This window comes from Flagellimonas sp. 2504JD4-2 (genome assembly GCF_053642935.1).
The window spans coordinates 664,405-682,899 of record NZ_JBSIOV010000001.1 but is presented as its reverse complement, the minus strand read 5'-3'; the positions used below and the strand labels follow the sequence as shown (position 1 = coordinate 682,899).

Below are 18,495 nucleotides of genomic sequence, written 5' to 3'. Positions count from 1 at the left end.
TATGGACAAGGACCTTAACCTTGCCGTGTTGATAGACGGCGACAACATTCCCTCAAGATATGTCAAAGAGATGTTGGAAGAGATTGCAAAATACGGCAATCCAAGCATCAAAAGAATCTATGGAGATTGGACAAAACCCAGCTTGGCAAAGTGGAAAGATGTTCTGCTGAAGTATGCTATCACACCTATACAGCAGTATGGATATACGACTGGTAAAAATGCCACCGATAGTGCCATGATAATTGATGCGATGGACATTCTCTACTCGGGGAAGGTAAATGGATTTACACTTGTTTCCAGCGATAGTGATTTTACAAGACTGGCAATACGCCTAAGAGAAGCAGGGATGACAGTTTTTGGCATTGGGGAGAGAAAAACCCCAAATCCATTTATTGTTGCCTGTGATAAGTTCATATACCTTGAAATCTTGCAAAAAACTGAAGTTGGGGCTTCCCCAGTATCTTCAAAAAATGAAAAGAACAAGGTCGATAGAATTACACCAAAAGTCGTGGACCTAATACTAGCCACTATTGCAGATGTTGAGGATGAAGAGGGATGGGCATATTTGGGAGAAGTAGGCGCACTTTTATTAAAGAAACAACCCAATTTTGATGCAAGGAACTATGGCTTTCGAAAACTTACTCCCTTGGTCAAATCAATTGGCGAGATTGAAATTGGACAAAGGAACAATCCCAAAGGCAATGGAACCCTAATTTATGTCCGAAGCTCGTTATGATTAAACACGAAATACTATGAGGCCACTTTCAATAGCAAAACAAGTTACCAATAGGGAAGGTGAATCGCTTAAAAGATATCTGGTTGAAGTTGGTCGTATCCCCATGATTACGGAAGATGAAGAAGTCAAATTGGCAATTCTAATAAGAAATGGAGACAATTTGGCCCTTGAAAAATTGGTTAATTCCAATTTGAGGTTTGTTATATCAGTGGCCAAGCAATATCAAGGCCGGGGTTTGAAATTACTCGATTTAATAAACGAAGGAAATCTTGGACTGGTAAGGGCTGCAAAGCGATTCGATGAGACCCGCGGATTTAAATTCATATCCTATGCCGTCTGGTGGATACGCCAAGGGATACTTCAGGCATTGACAGAAACTACAAGATTGGTGAGATTGCCATTGAACAAGATAAGCGTGATCAACAAGATAACCAAAGCTTCCTCCAATTTTGAACAGACCCATGAACGACTCCCATATGCTGAAGAAATCTCGGAAATGATTGATGTTTCCCTTGCCGAGGTTCAACTGTGTATGAAACATTCCATGTGGCCCATGTCAATGGATGAAACATTAAATACCGAGAGTAACGACCTAACACTCTACGATAGGTTAGGTTCCGGCAGTTCCAATAGCCCTGAAACTGGTCTTATTGAAAATTCATTAAGGACAGAATTGGAGGGATTGCTCGATGTCCTTTCAGATCGTGAGACCTACGTAATCAAGAAGTATTACGGTATTGGAACCAACAATGCAATTGGAATGGACCAAATTGCCTACCAGTTAGGCATTACTACGGAACGGATAAGACAGATAAAAACAAGGGCATTGTTGCGTTTGAGGGAGTCCTCCAAGTGCGATTTCCTTAAAGAATACTTGGACTAGGTTCTGTTTTTGAATAGTTGCCTTAGCAACAAAAACGAACCTCGTTTTTAATCCTGAAATATCTTGTTAAATGAGATTCAAGGGTTAAAAAATGATTTTGTCTTCTTACATCAAAACACCATTTATTGACTACCTTTAAAAGGCAATTTTTATTATTGTCACCGTCTTCAAGGGACTTCAAAATTCTATAATCAAAGTAGAAAACCAGATTTTACCTGTCGGGGATTTAAAATATAAAAATCCAACGCTTTTTATGTACACAAGCTAAGTCCACCTTAATTTTTACTTGACGATTAAACTGGGAATATGAGATTATATATTAAATACATGGTTAGTCAACGCTGCAAGATGCTGGTAAGGGAGGAATTAATAAAGTTAAACTTGGAGCACACAATATTGGATCTTGGAATGGTGGAAATCATGGAAGATGTTCCAGAGGATAAACTAATTCTGTTTGGACATAACCTTCTCAAATCTGGATTGGAGTTGTTGGACGACACCAAGAGCATCTTAATTGAGCGGATAAAGACTGCCATCGTAGAAATGATTCATTATACCGATGAAATTCCAAAAACCAATTATTCTGGCTATTTAAGTGAAAAATTAGGATACGACTACACCTATTTGTCGAATACATTTTCTGAAGTGCAGGGAATCACCATACAGCATTATATCATCAAACATAAAATTGAAAAGGTAAAAGAACTGTTGCTATACAATGAGCTCAACCTGGCCGAAATTGCGCATAAACTTCACTACAGCAGCCCGTCCCATTTGTCCAATCAATTTAAGAAGATTACTGGCCTCACACCATCCTTCTTCAAAAAAATGAAAAAAAAAAGATTGCAAAACTTGGAGAACCTGTGATATATGTAAGGTTTACGAATATTTATATAGCAAAGTTCCCGTTGTTCCGTCGCATCTTTATTTACCGTTATAATTTTAATCAAGTGGTATTCAAAACATACGGAGTAAATGGACTCATTTGAAAAGAGCAATTCAGTTTATACGATTATCATGAAATTGATGGAAATCTTTAGGCCAGTATTTGATAAGAGAAGTCCACAAACTGTTGTAGAAAATAAATGGGAAAAAGCCTAAAACCCAATTTGGTCAAAATCAAAAATAGTTAGGGTAATGGCCAACACATAGCCCACACCATATACGAGAAAGAAAATTCGATTTTGTTTATATGTGCTTTTAAATTATTTGGAAGCTCAAAAAAGAGCAGGAACCAAAAAATACTGCTCTTTTTTACTTATATACCAGTTGGTGGTAATAAGAGCTTCCCACAACTACTGCTTTTGCATTACTATTTCCAATCAGTTGATGACCAACAAAAAATTAAAGCAATGAGAAAATGTGCGCTGTTGTTTATACTGCTAGTGGTTGTGCTGCTATTGGCCGTTTCATTAGAATAATCAAAATCTAATACAAAATATCTACCATGTCAAAAGAAAAAGAAGGAAAAAAGAAATCGGGAAAAACAGCGCCCTCAAGTACCCGAAAAGAAAAGAGAGCTGCCAAAAAGGCAAAACGGGATGCCAAAAACAGGACTGAGTAGATGAACATTAACCGCGGACTTGACCATGGAGAGAGGGGAATTTGAAGAATGCGAGAAGTTTAATCTGGCTGATGTATTGCAATACAGTTCCAATGCCATAGTGGTAAAAAATATAGAAGTCAATACCAATTGTGTTATACAGTCCTTGGTATTTGATTATGGCAAAGTACAATCATATGAGAAATCTCCCTTTTTGAGATTTATCCATATCATCGAAGGTAAAGCTGAAGTTGTTATCAATGATAACTCGACCTTCTTGCATAAGGGAGATTCCATACTCATACCAGGACACTATACAAGCTCAATTGAAGCGAATCATAAGTTCAAGATGATCTGCGCCACCATAAAAAATGAATAACTCATCTATGCTAAAGATAAAAATCACCTTATAGAAAAGAATAAAATGGAGAATAGATTCAAAATAGGAGATGTCGTCTGTGCCAAAGTGAGGCCATCGGTTACCCTTATTGTACGTCTTTACGCACGCAAGGTTTATTACTGTACCATTCAAAATGATCCTCTGGCAAATGAACTGGTTTATTTTGATAGGGAATTGAGATTTTGCGATGCAATCCCATTAATTCAGAAAACTTAAGACAAAGAAATATGAAAGCGTATACATTGGTTTATTGCGAGAATGAATTTGGGAGTGTAGATGGTAAAGTAGCCAATGGACTTGTTCGGCAATCGGAAAAGTACACTATTGTAGGAATCATAGATAGTTCCAACAAGGGACAAGATGCGGGTGAACATCTTGATGGTGTAAGCAATGGAATCCCCATCTTCGAAAATATTGAGCATGCTTTGGAAGAATTGAGTACCATTCCTGAGTATTTTATCTATGGTATCGCCCCGCTCGATTCATTTTTGAACAACGAACAAAAGGAAATCATTTTTACCGCCATGAAAAGCGGTATGAACATCATTAATGGGCTTCCAGAATTTTTTAACGATGACATCCAATATACGAATGTGGCGCTTAAATATGGTGTCACCATACAAGACGTACGGAAGCCTCCAGCACGTGAAAATCTCCATAATTTTACAGGACGAATCCAAGATGTAAAGATTCCGATAATCGCGATAATGGGTACCGATTGTGCGGTTGGCAAAAGAACTACGGCATTACTATTGGTGGAGGCATTACGGAATGAAGGTCTGAACGCTGTCTTTGTGACCACAGGTCAAACGGGCATACTACAAGGATCCAAATACGGAGTGGCCATAGATGTGTTAACATCAGGGTTTGCCACCGGGGAAGTTGAAAACGCCATCCTAAATGCCTACGAACAAGAACATCCGGATATCATCGTTGTTGAAGGCCAGGGAGCTCTAAGTCATCCTGCATTTACCTCTTCAAGTGCCATTCTACGTGGGGCAATGCCAGATGCTATTGTCATACAACATCCTCCAAAACGAAAAAGTTATTGTGACTATCCCAAAATTCCAATGCTGGACTTGGTAGACGAGATTGAAATGATAGAGATATTCTCCAAATCATCGGTCATAGCAATTACCATTAACCATGAAAACATGACCCCTGTTGAATTGCATCATGCAATAGGTCAATATGAATCAGAATTTAATCTGCCTGTTACAGATGTACTAATGTATGGATGCGATAAATTGGTAAAGGAATTGATCAAAACATTTCCAGAGTTAAAAAGAGAGTCGGTGTTAGTTTGAACCTTCCCCGGATAGATATTGATCTAGGAAAGATTGCCCACAATGTACAACAGCTGAAAATACTCTATGGCTCTAAGGGCATTAACATAATAGGGGTCACCAAAGTAATTGGAGGGGATCCAATAATTGCCGACATATTGGTCAAAAACGGTGTTGAAATTCTTGCTGACTCCAGAATTTCAAATATTATAAAAATGCGTAAAGCAGGTATACGGGCACAGTACCTATTACTCAGAACACCTGCGCTCAGCCAAGTGGAAGAGGTGGTGATTCATTCGCATATGAGTCTAAATTCTGAATTGGCAGTTCTAAAAAAACTTTCGGAATATGCCTTAAGAAACCATATGATACATAAGGTTATCCTGATGGTGGAACTTGGGGACTTGCGAGAAGGAATCATGCCCTCGGATATGAATGCATATGTAAAAGAAGTACTGAACTTGGATGGACTGGCCTTGATAGGTATTGGAACAAATCTGGCATGCTTTGGTGGAATAAGCCCCGATGCGGGCAAAATGAACGAGTTGTCTTCGATAGCAATCCGGCTGGAAGAAAAATTCAAAATCTCGCTGACTATAGTGTCCGGTGGAAACTCAGCGAATTATAACTGGTTTACGTCTTCAAAAAATATGAGCAGAATAAATAGCTTACGATTGGGGGAATCTATTTTTTTAGGAAGAGAAGCACTTTGTAGAAAACCTATACAGGGACTTTTTACCGATATTTTCACATTAGTGACCGAGGTCATCGAAGCAAAACGAAAACCATCACAACCCTATGGAGAAGTATATCAAAATACGAATGGTGATATTCCTAGGTTCAAGAATAATGGCTTGATGGATAGGGCGGTTCTTGCGATTGGAATGCAAGATGTCATGGTTTCAGGAATCACTCCAAAACAAAAAATAACCGTACTGGGTGCTAGCAGTGACCATATGTTGATAGACAATACCAAAACAAAATTAAGAGTTGGGGATACCGTAGCGTTCGACCTGAATTATAGTGCATTGTTAAGAGTGTTTAATACCCCCTACATTGCAAAAAATACGATCAATCAATATGAATGTGAAAGCATACTGTAAGGCGGTCGAGACAAAAGACCTTCAGCATAAACTTTTAGCCCCCACCATTTGGATTCGAGAAAATCATTCCCCACTAGTGAGTTTGATGGACACTAATTTTAATTTGATTTTTGAGCCTTCAATTTCCAAGGATTATAAGTACTTGATCAGGGAAGATATTCTAACAAAAATAGGCCGGATCAGCAAACAATTGGATAGGCAAAATAAAGTTTTGATCATTCGTTCTGCATGGAGATCTTTTGAACACCAAAAACTTTTATGGGATTCCAAATTTGCCTATTACAAGAAAAAACATCCCGAAAAATCGGATATAGAAATTAAGGAAACCGTAAGCTATTTTATCGCTCCCCCAACAAAGTCCATGCATGCTACAGGTGGAGCAGTAGATGCTTTGATCTATGATAAACTTGAAGGCGGTGTGATGGATTTTGGAACTAACAATGGTTTGGAAATCGACCTTTCAAAAAAATGTTATCCCTACCATCCGGATATTAGTGCTAAAGCGAAAAAAAATAGGGCCTTGTTGATTGGTCTATTTGAAAACGAAGATTTTGTATGTAATCTGAAGGAATATTGGCATTTTGATTACGGCAATGTGGTTTGGGCCATTGAAAAAGAAAAGGAGTATGCCATTTATGGTTCTGTAACTTAGATGTGTGAACTGAATGAAAAGTATGGGTTTAATTTCCCTGTTAGAGTCAAAAGACGCTTGGTAGATAACAATTAACATATACCATGAAACAAAAAAGAGGGCTTTCGCCCTCTTTAACATTCATGATTCTTAAGAAAACCGCATTAGCATGGGTGCGGTATGTTTTCGGCGATTTTTCCAGCTCTCATGACGGGTCATGGGCTTAACAATGCTTAGATTGTTTTCGGGAGATACTATCTTTGTCTGCTTCATAATTCCTTCTCTTTTACTTGCTTGTGATAGGTGTAATACACACCTTTATCTACACATCTTATAAGACGCAAAGATAGTCTAAGTGTTACATCAATATGGTAAGTTTAACACGACGCTAAGACAGATAGAATGGGTGATACGAGCTATTCGGACATCTAGATTTTGACTCAGCTCACCTACTGGCGGCATCCTTTAAAAGCCAACAAATCCTATATTGCTGTTATACACTCTTAAAACGTCTGGGAGAAGCTTAATGCACACTTTAGATTAAGAATAGTCTTTCGCTGGAGACTATAGTTCCCATACTTTCCTTTTCCTAGAATCACTTTTTTTCGTAGCTATAAACTTTAAAATTAACATAACCTAGGCCAAAGGCATCTTATCCCTGCCTGGTGATATGTGATTTATGTAAGATTGGCTTGAATTAGTATAACATGCTCAGGCATTGGAAATCCTATCTTTATGATTAAACCGAATTACTATGGATAATGATCCTATTGGTGAGCTGAAAAGCATATTGAAAAAAGGGCGAGGAAGAAATCTAATCATTATTACCACATTGGTGGTATTACTGTTTGCATTTAAACCATGGGTTCAAATCGGTGCAGGTGAGCGAGGGGTCGTCCAAAATTTTGGTGCTGTACAGGACAACGTGTTGAATGAAGGAATCCACTTCAAAATACCAATAGTGCAAACCGTCATCTTAATGGACGTAAAAATTCAAAAGGCGATGACCGATGCCGCTTCTTCATCTTCTGACTTGCAAGATGTGGATTTATCCGTGGCCCTTAATTATCACATCATACCCGATAAAGCAAATTTGGTTTATCAGACCATTGGTGTGGAATTCAAGGAACGTATCATTGACCCTGCGATTCAAGAGGTAATGAAAGCGGTGTCTGCCAGATATACCGCTGAAGAATTGATTACCAAAAGGCCAGCTGTCAGCACCGAAATGCAAGAAGCCCTTACTTCGCGATTGCTCTCATCGAATATATCGGTCGATGCTTTTTCGATTATCTCATTTAGCTTTTCCCAAACCTTTACCGATGCTATTGAGGCAAAACAAACTGCAGAACAAAACGCCTTGAAGGCAAAAAGGGACCTGGACAGGATAAAGGTAGAAGCGGAACAAACCATCGCTGCCGCAACAGCGGAAGCAGAGGCGCTACGGTTACAAAAAATGAATATTTCACCCGACCTTATCGAACTCAGGAAAATAGAAGCGAACCTGAAGGCCATAGAAAAATGTAACGGCATCCTACCGGAGGTAACCGGTGCGGGCGCGATACCTTTTATTGGCGTGGGAGATGCTTCTAAGAACAAATAATGTGGGAATATCCTGGAATTTAAATACAGAATCCATAATTGTCGTATTATTCTTCGTTCACTTGATATTGGGCGCTATCCGAGGGCTCTACAGATATCGAATGATTGAAAAACATCAATACAATTACTATGCCGACCCTCCCATGAATCTTTTGGGCAAATTGGCACATAATTGGTTGGCGGGTACTTTTAGTTCAACCACTTTTATCCTTTCGGCCTCTATTACCGTAGTGCTTTTTTTGTTTTTTTAAAGATGCAATGAAACGAAAAAAGTCATTCTCAAAGCATATTCCCAAATGGACCACAAGTTTTAGGCATTTGCTCCAAAACACTTGTTGTTTAAAACCGGAAGATCTTTTTCTTCTGATTCGTCGGTAAGATTGAAAGATTTGTCAATTTTGGAATATTTGGTAAAAAAGCAGGGCATTGATCTCTGATAAGTACTGAATCTCAGAGTAGATGCCGTAATTTTTAAACTTTTACCTTTTTAGGTGCTGGCCTGGCAAAAGTCCTTGCAGGCGTATTGCCGTTGATGTTTCCTCGCTACCATCTTCCCAAACTCGATTATTCTCGATAAACGAGATGATGAAATTTTCCCCAATGTGTTTATCCTAATGTAGCGGGTATTTTTCAAGTATAACCATCAGAATCTCATCGAAGACAACGATTTTTTCCCTACACAGTTCCGTTTTACAACAAAATGAATATCCATCCTCCGTGCACCCAAGAAAAATCCCTTCTACCTTTTTTATTTGACTTGTTCCTTGGGAAGGGAAGATGACCAATATGGTTAGAAATATAAAAAATAGCGTTCGCATAGTAATTTTTATGCCTTGATTCGAAAGTTCAATTGTTGAGATTTAAGTTCAAGTAACTTTCTGTCTTTAAGATACCTGGTCTATTTTGGACTACTTGTCTTTAACAAAAGAAGTTTGATTTGGGCACTGTCAAAGATGATAACAAACAAGATGTAAAATGCCATCTTAAAAGATGGCATTTAACTGATACGGAAATAAGAGATTTATTTGACCAATTCAACATTGACCGCGTTCATTCCCTTTTGGCCTTTTTCCACTTCAAATTTCACATTGTCGTCCTCGCGAATTTCATCGATTAGGCCACTCTGGTGCACAAAGACATCTTCATCGGAATCCGCAGGTTTAATAAAACCAAACCCTTTTGCACTATTAAAAAATTTTACCGTTCCTTCTTTCATTACTTTATATTTATTGTTTATTATTTTATTCAATATTTGTTTTATAATATTCATTGTTTTCTTGTTTTAAATATTGCGTCCTTATTTTATGGAAACGGACTGCATTTTCCCCAACTTGCGCAAAACACCAATGTGGTCCAAAATGGCACCAGCAAATGTTCTTTTTGTATTATAGGGCATCCCATGTTCCCTAGCTGTTTCAGCAACGATATTTGATAGTTTTTTATAGTGTACGTGACAGATATTGGGCAACAGGTGATGTTCTATTTGATAGTTCAACCCCCCTATCAACCAGGAAAATAATTTGCTTTTGGGTGCAAAATTGGTAGTAGTGGCCAATTGATGTGCAAACCAATCGCCTTCGATTACTCCATCATCATCTGGTAGTGGAAATTCTGTACTGGGCATAATGTGTGCCACCTGGAATATAATGCTTATCAGAAGTCCTGTAACAAAGTGCATGCAAAGGAAACCCAAGATAATTATCCATGGGGGCAATGGCACCATGAACAAAGGTATGATCAAGGCATAGGAGTAATATAATAACTTCCAGCCTATGATTTTTACAAGTTCGTTTCTGAACTCATTCTTTTTATTCAAGAATCCCATTTTTCTATAGCGTCCGAGTCTTATAAAGTCTTTGGCGGTTACCCAAGAAACTGTGGACAGTCCATAAAAGAACCATACATATAGGTATTGAAACCTATGAAGTCCATTTTTTTTTGCATGCGGTGAAAAACGAAGGAAAAAAGGTGCGTTTATATCATCATCTGCTCCATCTATATTTGTATAGGTATGATGCAATACGTTATGTTGAATTTTCCATACCGTCGCATTTGCACCTATTAGGTTCATGGTGTAACCTAGATATTTATTCACTTTTTGATTTTTGGAATACGAACCATGAATGGCATCGTGCATAATACCCATACCGATTCCGGCCATTCCAATTCCACTGGTTATATATAAAGCAAAAAGTAGCCATGGAGATCCAACTACCCCAATATTTATTAGAATTAGGGGAGCGAAGAACACGGCCAGCATTAGAATGGTTTTACCGATCATACTCTTGTTGGCATGTTTGCTGATATTGTTCGCTTTGAAATACTGGTTGACCCTGCTTCTCAGTGTTTTTGAAAAAGTAGAGTTTGTATTTTCTGAGAATTTTGGATTTTTGATACTGTTGATTTTCGTTTTAGATCCTAATCCACAAACTTGGTTTAAGGATTATGGAAGCCTGAACAAGGTTTAGCCACAATTGGAATGCATCATTTCAAATACAAGTGAATGTCCAAACCCGTGGCGCCAACGTATGTTAGGCTTTAAAATTTTTTTGCACTATTGCGGAAAAATAGAGAGAGCTGGAAAAGAATATTGAATCTGCGAAGACAAGATTAATCGGAGCTTTCCGAATTTTAACTGGGTAAAGATACCTGTAATTTGGCCAATATTGCCCAATTATATGTTAAATACTGATATTCAGTGTTTTACGATATAGAATATAGATAACAAACCAAAAGCTATAGTTGGATGAATATGTGTTTTATCAATATTTCTTTATTGATCTACTAAAAGGGTCATTTTTTAAAGACACTTTTGCTATTGGCAGGAACTTTTGATTAGCAAGTCCCATTTCTGGTCTTTTTTAGTAGTCTCGTTAATTCACCTTATATGGGACAGTTCGATGCCCATATTCAGTTACTTATGGTATTTTGATTTTAATTAATGCTAAACTGTTTTATACTTTATGTCCAATATTCTCATTTTCTTTAAACTACAAGAATCAATGAAATTTGGGGTGTTTTGATTAAACATGGTTGATACGAAAAGTACTTGGTGTTTACATTTTTTGTCCTGCCAGCAGGACGAGGAATGTAAAGCAAGAGGGTAACACGCTAACGCGATGTTATGTTTTTTAATTAATTGATTTTCAATTAATTATGAGAATTTTAAATTTAATCAAAAAAAGTTTTTGCTGTAAAAACCTTGGCAGACCCAGTAAACATTGAAATTTTTTACTGTAAAAAATATTATTTGCCTCGGTTTGATGGCGTTTGGGAAACTTTTTTACCCAAATTAAATTTCAAATTGTTTAGCGCTGTTTGACAGTTTCACTTTTAGATTGAAAATAAAGATGTTAAGAGGTATGGTAGGTGCGCCCTATTTCAATTTTACTTAACGTTTATCTTTCCCAACACTATAAAATCAAAACAGGATCCATGCGCAAAGTTTTAGGGTAAGTATTTGGGACAAATAGCAAGTTATTCTAGAATATTTTAAACTGAAATGTTAAAGTTTGACTCCAAATAAAATTTTTCCCAATCCGCGTGCAAATTGCGTGCAAACAAAAAAGGCTCTAGAGTATGAATTTCTCTAAGGCCTTACTATTGCTGCTCCCCCTCACTTCGGCAAGCTCAGTGCATCGCTTGGGCTTACCTCGACTGCGCTCGGGATAAACTTCTCGCAACAAAAGGGTAAAATAAAAAAGAGCCACACTTTCGTGCAGCTCTTTTTTATTTTGCTCCCCCTCTTGGGCTCGAACCAAGGACCCTCTGATTAACAGTCTCAAAACATTGATTTTCATTAAGTTACATTTATTTTCTTTTGTGTTCAATATCAATATTTTACAGATTTTGGCTTTGTTTTTGGTTACATAAATTCTACATTTAATAGCCTATTTGTTGTACCCATGTTGTACCCAAATATCGAATGACATTCAAAATTTATATCAATATGGCATCGATAAAAATAGTTTTAAGAAAGAAAAAATTGGCTGATGGGAGTTATCCTATTTTCCTTCGGGTCACAAAAGAACGTCAATCTAAATTTTACAAAACTCCTTTCAGTTCTAAAATGGATGAGTGGGTAGTCTCAACTGGGAGCTTCAACAAGCGAAAAGAAAACCATATTCAAAATAATCGGTTGTTATTGAAATTTAAGCAAAGGGCGTTTAAAGTCATTACAGAATTGGAAATTGATAATCCTGATTATTCAATTTATGATTTTGACCGAAAGTATAGAGTTACATACAATCCGTTAAAACAAGATGTTTTTGCCTTTTGGAATGAAATTATTCATGAGCAAAAACGAGCTGGACGAATTGGCAATGCCAAGGTTAACTATGATGCTCAAACTTCTGTAAAAATCTTCAATAAATTTCAAAGGCTAACATTCAAAGAAATTAACCCGAATTTCTTGAATAAATATGAGGTTTTTTTAAGATCTAGAGGCGGTACCGATGGTGGAATTGGTGTTAAGATGAGAGCTATAAGGGCAATTTATAACATGGCCATTCAAAGAGGTATTACAAAAGAGAGTTACTATCCCTTCAGAGCTTATAAGCTTTCTAAGTTAAAAGGAAAAGCTGCCAAAAGAGCCTTGGATTTTAGTGAGGTCCTGTCCATTGTAAACCTCGACATTACCAATCACCCTTATCTAATCGATACAAAGAACTATTTCGTTTTTAGCTTTTACGCCAGAGGGATGAATTTTAAGGATATGATGGAATTGGAATGGGAAAACATCCATTCGGGCTACATTTATTACACTCGCTCAAAGACCAAAGGAAACTTCAGTGTCAAAATCGTCCCTCCCGTAAAAGACATTTTAGATTATTATAAGCTATATGGTCAAGGGAATAAATATGTGTTTCCCATCCTTTTAAAAGAAGATCTTGACCCTGTTCAAATAGCCAACAGAAAGCATAAAGTTTTGGGCATTTATAATAAACAATTAAAAGAACTGGCAGAATTATGTGGCATTAAAAAAAATATCAGCAGTTATGTTGCACGACACAGTTTTGCCAATTGCTTAAAACAAAAAGGGGTGGCCACGGATATTATAAGTGAATCGTTGGGTCATCAAAATTTGGCAATTACACAAGCTTACCTAAAAGAGTTGGACAATTCGATATTGGAGAATGCGGTTGAGCTTCTCTTGTAATCAAGAGAATTACTTCAAAACAAATTGTCCAAAGTTAACCGGAAGGATAACATCAATACTGGAATTATAGATTTCCCTAAATTGTGCTGGAGGTTTGGTCTTAGGATTTATTTGACCAACCAAGAACTTTAAGAAAGTTACTTCCTGAATTTTGCAACTATTTAGTTCTAAACGCATTAAAATTAATTTCTATTTTTAAATTAATACATTTAGGATATCAAAATCAGTTAATCATAGTTAAATGGAGCCTTATTTAAACTAGACTTTATACTAGTAGCCAAAATATAAGAAAGGTCAATTGGCACAGCATTACCTAACTGTTGCATTGATTTCCCCCAACTACAATTGAAAATATAATTATCTGGAAAAGTTTGTAATCTAGAGCTTTCCCTTACTGTGAAATATCTGACCGTATGATTATAATATCTAATCATGTTTTCACCTCCTGGCACCCCATGTGAACCAGCTTTCAAAGTTTTTGCAGGTTCGTCAAGAGGACTACCTGTGTGGCCTTTGTATGACCTTGCTCCCCTTTTTAGGACATGGTTATGTATATCTGAAAGCTCATTAGATGAATCAGGTTTTGGTAAATCAAAAATGGCATCCCTTAACGTAACCCAAGGTTTCAAATCATTAACTTTTTTGAATTTGTTTAAAAGGGCTTTTAAAGACTCTTTAGGAATATGTTCTTTATTTGGCACTTTATGTTTATCCCAATATTCGCCATTTATTTTACTTTTAATCAGTGAGTAAAAACTATGAGTTTCAGTTGGAAAGCTCCATTCGACTCCCAAATCACATCTAAACCCCACAATAAAGACTCTTTCCCTTTTTTGAGGTATTCCGTAGTCAGAGGCATTGATAGTTTTAACTAATAAATTATATTTCAAATCATTATAAATACCGGATGAATGATGTTTTTGAAGTCTTTCAAAATGGTTAACCCAATTTTCATTTACATCTTTCGTATAACCTGGATATGAAAGTTGCAACTTTAAGTACTCAAAATAGTTTTGAAACCTTTTGCTAGTTAAACCCCTTACATTTTCAATCAAAAATGACTTCGGTTTAACTTCATACAACGATCTTACAAATTCTGGAAAACCATTTCTGGAATCATTTTCTCCTAAATACTTTCCTCCACTTGAAAATGGTTGGCATGGTGGACCTGCAATTAACAAAGCAACTTTGTTTTCAAATGGCCTTAAATCAACATTTTCTACTTTTTCGTTTAGATAATCCCAATTTTTAAACTCTTTGAAGTTGTTTTCTTTATTGAATAGAAAAGTTTCATAACAAGCTTTGTCTTTTTCAATAGCGACTTCCTGTTTGAATCCAGCTTTAGACACCCCGAGGCCTAATCCCCCTACCCCAGCAAATATCTCGATGTAGTTTAAGTCCTCTTTAGGCATTCTAAACCAAATTTTTTGTTTCGTGATAAAGTGTATTGCGAGGTTTCAAAATTGTTACATAAGATTTTCCAAAACCTACTGGTTGATGTTCAATCGAATACCCAATAGGCAAGGGAAATACAAGTTGCACTTCTCGGTATTCTTCCCAAAAAAGAAACATCCCAACTACCTGCATTTTAGAGCAAACTGGGGAAATGGTAAAATCATAGTCTTCAAAAAGATACTGATAATACTCTTTTAGAATTTTCACACTTTCAAAAGGATTAAGCGTTGAGACTTCTTCTATTGCTGACTTTCTAGTTCCTTCGAACTTGTTGTGAAGCTGCTTTGCTAAATCAAGTCTCCATGTCAGACTGTTATTACCCGGTTTTCCATGAAGCAATAATAGTAAAGATGGGTTAATACTTTCAATGACACCAGCTGATCTGTGTACTTCGTAACCACAAAATATTGCCAAACAGGATCGACCTTCTTCAGACCTATGCCCTGAAAATGATTCGAGCATTAAGACTTCGGACATCTCCAATGCCATTGATTTTGGTAAGAACTCAATATTTCCATTGCTTTCCTTTAAAAGTCTATCGTATTCCTTTTTTTCAGGGTGATATGATTTAGCTTCCGTATAAATAACGTTCAAAAAGTTATTTGGATAAAATGTTCTTAAGGCATTCAAGGCGGCACAAATACCGTAAGTTGGCAACCCCGATATGTCTATCCATATGTTGTTTATTCTTGTCGGTAAGGAATACAATTTCCTAGTTAAATCCTTTTCAACTTTTTGTAATCCATTTTCCGCAATTTGAACATTTAGGACATTACTCTTTTGAAATAATTTTTCTATTCTAGCTTTATATTTTTTATGTATTTCAGAATTATTTTCAATACCATTTCTGTATCCAATTAATAGGCAATAAGCGTCTTTCCTCACTCTTATTTCTGATATAAAACGAAAAGCTCGATCCTCAAAACCAGCTGCAACTACCAATAAGTCACAATCTAAGTCTTCATGAGAATATTTAAACTCTTCGGGTTCTTTATTGTTATTCGTCATATTTAGTGAACAAATTATTTTCTGATTTATATTCAGATAACTCAGTTGACCTCAATTTTCGGGTTCCATCTCTTAGAAAGATTTTAGGGTTTAGTAAAAGTTCCTCAAACTTTTGCCTTGAAAGCCTTAAATGTTGATCTCTTCTATATCCTATTCCAAAAGCTGGACAGAAAATCCTATTGAGAATATATATTGGTTTTTTTACCCTATCGTCTCTTGCAATATCAAACCGTGTTTCATCAAAAACACCATATCTGATTAGTTCTTTTAAGATAGAGTTGGAAACTTCAGTCAATTCAGATGTCTCATTTCGTTCAATGGCCAAATATTGATCTTTTCGGTATTTATGATTCTCTGCTCTTAAATAAATCCTGTAGACGGAGCCTATTATAGTTGTAATATCAAAAATTCTTCTACCTAGGCTTATCTTTGTGCCATTTGATTCGAACACTCCAGATATTTGTGCCAATGATCGCAATCGTTTTTCTGAAACAGACCTTATACCTCTATCTTGATTACGAGTTGAGATTTTTGAAGGCGCCGATTCATTATTAATTTCGCCGTTTGCAAAAATCTCCGAAATCAATTCTAGTAAATTTCTTGGATTTCCATTTGCAATCTTCCAGATCATTGACCAACCTGAATAATAGGCATTTTTCCTTCCTTTTGCCAAATAATCTACTAAAACTTCCAAAGTCATATTTTCTTCGCCCAAGTATTCATTTATATCTTCACTCCGATAATTAAAATACTTTAATCGTTTGCGCACTATTTCTTCAAAATACCCATCCAATTTTTGAGGTTTTAAACCATAAGTTTTGGAACCTGTATAAAACATGCTGCTCAGATCATATTCTATGAAATCTTGCCCATTTTCTAAATGTTTTAGTTTAGTTGTAATTAACTCATAGGAATACTTTTCTGTCGATAATTGAATGCAAAAGACAGAGTTTGAAGAGATAATAAAATCATTTATAATCCTTTGCGCTTCTTTGGGCAAGTTAGGGTTTCCTGCGTCATCAAATAAAAGATGAAATTTTGTGGCTGATAGTTCTCCAAATAATTCTTGAATGATTTGGAAGAATTTAATAAGATGTAATTCAGAAGCTAGCTCAATTCCGGTAAGACGATTAATATCCTTGAACAGGTTGTCTAATTGTTTCATCTCCGTTCTAATCATTATGGAAACCAAGTTTCTAATTTCTGAAACAATGTTCTCTTCTAAAGCAATAATCTCAGTAAAGAATTCTAAAAACTTCTTGAGTTTATCGTAATTCTGAGGTTCATTAATTTTCCTGCTTTCAATTCCTTCTATTAAAGCCTCTAAAGTCCTTCTAATAATTTTAATAATTATAACATGTTTTACTCTGTTATATCCCGAGTCATCATAGTTAATCATATCTGATGACAAAACTCTAAATTCCCCTTGTCTACAAGGGAAATAAATGCCAAAGGTATTTCTGAAGTCGACTTGTGGTTCTTCCACCCTTGGAAAAAAAGCAATAGCCGCTAAGTGTGTGGATTTTCCTGAGCCTCTATTTCCTGTAATGAGCGTATTACGAAAGTCCTTTATCCCATTCATTAACTCATTAAATGGGTGAAATAGTCTCAAAGCCACAGATTGATCTGTTATCTCTTCATATCGTTGCAATTTGAATGAACCCGGTGGTAGGAACTTCTTTTCTAGAAAAAGTTTTTTGGATTTTAAATAATTTTGATAATCCACATTATAAGAATAAAGTGAAATAATTTCTTTGAATGAAGTGACAGTCTCAGAAAGTACTTTTGAAACAATCGAAAAAATCTCTTCTCCAAGATATTTTCTAACTGACATTTTCGACAGGTATTTTTGTTGAGTACTTAGGAATGACCAAACATGTCTCCTAAAATTTGTCAAATCATCGTTACGGCAAACTCTAGCCGATTTGCTCCCATTCACTCCAAATGAAACATCGATTACATAAAAGGAAAGTACATCGAGATTTCGTTTTACAATAATATTTTCATCATGTAAATCACCATGATAGGCATTTAAGCTCTCTAAAAACTCCAAAACTCCTCCAACTTGTCTTATGAAGGAAGAAATTGCAAATGCATTTAAGGGTATTCTCTCATCATGTAAAAATTCTCTTAATGTGACCCCAGATACAAATGGAAAAACCACACATTCTATTGGTACAGGGTTTTTAAAAACATCTCGCATTTCAATTCTAAAAAAGTCAATAGGTTGAACTAGATTAGGAATCTTCTCACTATTAGAGATAAGTTTCAATGCCTCTGTCACATTTTCAGAAGCTCCTGGCCGAATAAATTTTAAGACAACACTATGGCCAAGAAAACTATGCTCCGCTTTGAACGTACACGAGTTTTTACCTATGTTTATTTTTTCAATTATTGTGTATTTTCCATCTATTTTCTCTTTTTTATTTAAAAGAATATCAAAGTCTATTGTAACACGTCCTATAAATAAGGCCCCAGAATTAGTTAAACCCTTAGTTTTAATATTTATGAAATTGTTGTCTATGAAGGGACCATAGATTTTTGCCTTAGGATTGACATTTAATGATTCCCAATTAACTGATAATTCATTAAGACGTTCTGAAAAATCTTTAGAAGATATAATGTCAAAAAGTCCTTGACTTTGCATGATACTTTCATTAAGATTTTTAATTTCTAAAGAAGACATAACT

General features: G+C 36.1%; 17 protein-coding genes. 10 read left to right on the top strand and 7 right to left on the bottom strand.

Annotated elements, in window-relative coordinates; genetic code table 11:
- Position 1: 1 nt before the first annotated feature.
- From ACULLH_RS03230 to ACULLH_RS03190, 9 genes are all read left to right on the top strand, one after another.
- Entirely contained in the window at positions 2-736 is a 735-nt protein-coding gene (locus ACULLH_RS03230; protein ID WP_454087289.1) for an NYN domain-containing protein, read from the top strand.
- A 16-nt stretch (positions 737-752) separates the two neighbouring features.
- Entirely contained in the window at positions 753-1,619 is an 867-nt protein-coding gene (locus tag ACULLH_RS03225; protein WP_454087288.1) for a sigma-70 family RNA polymerase sigma factor, read from the top strand.
- 306 nt (positions 1,620-1,925) lie between these two features.
- Complete coding sequence (locus ACULLH_RS03220) at positions 1,926-2,486, top strand: helix-turn-helix domain-containing protein (RefSeq protein ID WP_454087287.1); 561 nt, start codon at positions 1,926-1,928, stop codon at positions 2,484-2,486.
- A gap of 722 nt (positions 2,487-3,208) precedes the next feature.
- The gene (locus ACULLH_RS03215) at positions 3,209-3,541 is read left to right on the top strand and encodes a cupin domain-containing protein (protein WP_454087286.1); all 333 of its coding nucleotides are present in this window, start codon (positions 3,209-3,211) and stop codon (positions 3,539-3,541) included.
- Between the two features lie 248 nt (positions 3,542-3,789).
- Positions 3,790-4,869 carry a DUF1611 domain-containing protein gene (locus ACULLH_RS03210; protein ID WP_454087285.1) on the top strand — a complete coding sequence of 360 codons (1,080 nt, stop codon included), beginning with the start codon at positions 3,790-3,792 and terminating at the stop codon, positions 4,867-4,869.
- Positions 4,866-5,951 carry an alanine/ornithine racemase family PLP-dependent enzyme gene (locus tag ACULLH_RS03205; RefSeq protein ID WP_454087284.1) on the top strand — a complete coding sequence of 362 codons (1,086 nt, stop codon included), beginning with the start codon at positions 4,866-4,868 and terminating at the stop codon, positions 5,949-5,951. The genes ACULLH_RS03210 and ACULLH_RS03205 overlap by 4 nt, the downstream gene beginning before the upstream one ends.
- Positions 5,935-6,603, top strand: a complete 669-nt coding sequence (locus ACULLH_RS03200; RefSeq protein WP_454087283.1) for a M15 family metallopeptidase — start codon at positions 5,935-5,937, stop codon at positions 6,601-6,603. Before ACULLH_RS03205 ends, ACULLH_RS03200 begins: the two co-directional genes overlap by 17 nt.
- A 733-nt stretch (positions 6,604-7,336) precedes the next feature.
- Positions 7,337-8,185, top strand: coding sequence for a prohibitin family protein (locus ACULLH_RS03195; RefSeq protein WP_454087282.1), 849 nt, complete (start codon positions 7,337-7,339; stop codon positions 8,183-8,185).
- Position 8,186: 1 nt separating this feature from the next.
- Positions 8,187-8,435: a hypothetical protein gene (locus ACULLH_RS03190; RefSeq protein ID WP_454087281.1), complete on the top strand. Its 249-nt coding sequence runs from the start codon at positions 8,187-8,189 to the stop codon at positions 8,433-8,435.
- A gap of 770 nt (positions 8,436-9,205) precedes the next feature.
- Here the strand turns inward: ACULLH_RS03190 and ACULLH_RS03185 are convergent.
- The 3 genes from ACULLH_RS03185 to ACULLH_RS03175 all read right to left on the bottom strand — a co-directional run bounded on the left by ACULLH_RS03185 (position 9,206) and on the right by ACULLH_RS03175 (position 11,969).
- Positions 9,206-9,400 carry a cold-shock protein gene (locus ACULLH_RS03185; RefSeq protein ID WP_454087946.1) on the bottom strand — a complete coding sequence of 65 codons (195 nt, stop codon included), beginning with the start codon at positions 9,398-9,400 and terminating at the stop codon, positions 9,206-9,208.
- 81 nt (positions 9,401-9,481) lie between these two features.
- Entirely contained in the window at positions 9,482-10,465 is a 984-nt protein-coding gene (locus tag ACULLH_RS03180) for a fatty acid desaturase family protein (protein WP_454087280.1), read from the bottom strand.
- 1,291 nt (positions 10,466-11,756) lie between these two features.
- Complete coding sequence (locus ACULLH_RS03175; protein WP_454087279.1) at positions 11,757-11,969, bottom strand: hypothetical protein; 213 nt, start codon at positions 11,967-11,969, stop codon at positions 11,757-11,759.
- A 164-nt stretch (positions 11,970-12,133) separates the two neighbouring features.
- Between ACULLH_RS03175 and ACULLH_RS03170 the strand changes: the two genes are divergently transcribed.
- Positions 12,134-13,342: a site-specific integrase gene (locus ACULLH_RS03170; RefSeq protein ID WP_454087278.1), complete on the top strand. Its 1,209-nt coding sequence runs from the start codon at positions 12,134-12,136 to the stop codon at positions 13,340-13,342.
- 9 nt (positions 13,343-13,351) lie between these two features.
- Here ACULLH_RS03170 and ACULLH_RS03165 read toward each other — a convergent pair whose 3' ends face one another.
- The 4 genes from ACULLH_RS03165 to ACULLH_RS03150 are packed head-to-tail and all read right to left on the bottom strand — an operon-like array spanning position 13,352 to position 18,491.
- A complete protein-coding gene (locus ACULLH_RS03165; protein WP_454087277.1) occupies positions 13,352-13,519 on the bottom strand; it encodes a hypothetical protein in 168 nt (55 codons plus the stop codon).
- 50 nt (positions 13,520-13,569) lie between these two features.
- Positions 13,570-14,754, bottom strand: coding sequence for a DNA cytosine methyltransferase (locus ACULLH_RS03160; RefSeq protein WP_454087276.1), 1,185 nt, complete (start codon positions 14,752-14,754; stop codon positions 13,570-13,572).
- Between the two features lies 1 nt (position 14,755).
- Positions 14,756-15,805, bottom strand: coding sequence for a hypothetical protein (locus ACULLH_RS03155; protein WP_454087275.1), 1,050 nt, complete (start codon positions 15,803-15,805; stop codon positions 14,756-14,758).
- Positions 15,795-18,491 (bottom strand): ORC-CDC6 family AAA ATPase, encoded by a 2,697-nt coding sequence (locus ACULLH_RS03150; protein WP_454087274.1) that lies wholly within the window; start codon positions 18,489-18,491, stop codon positions 15,795-15,797. The genes ACULLH_RS03155 and ACULLH_RS03150 overlap by 11 nt, the downstream gene beginning before the upstream one ends.
- Between the last annotated feature and the right edge of the window lie 4 nt (positions 18,492-18,495).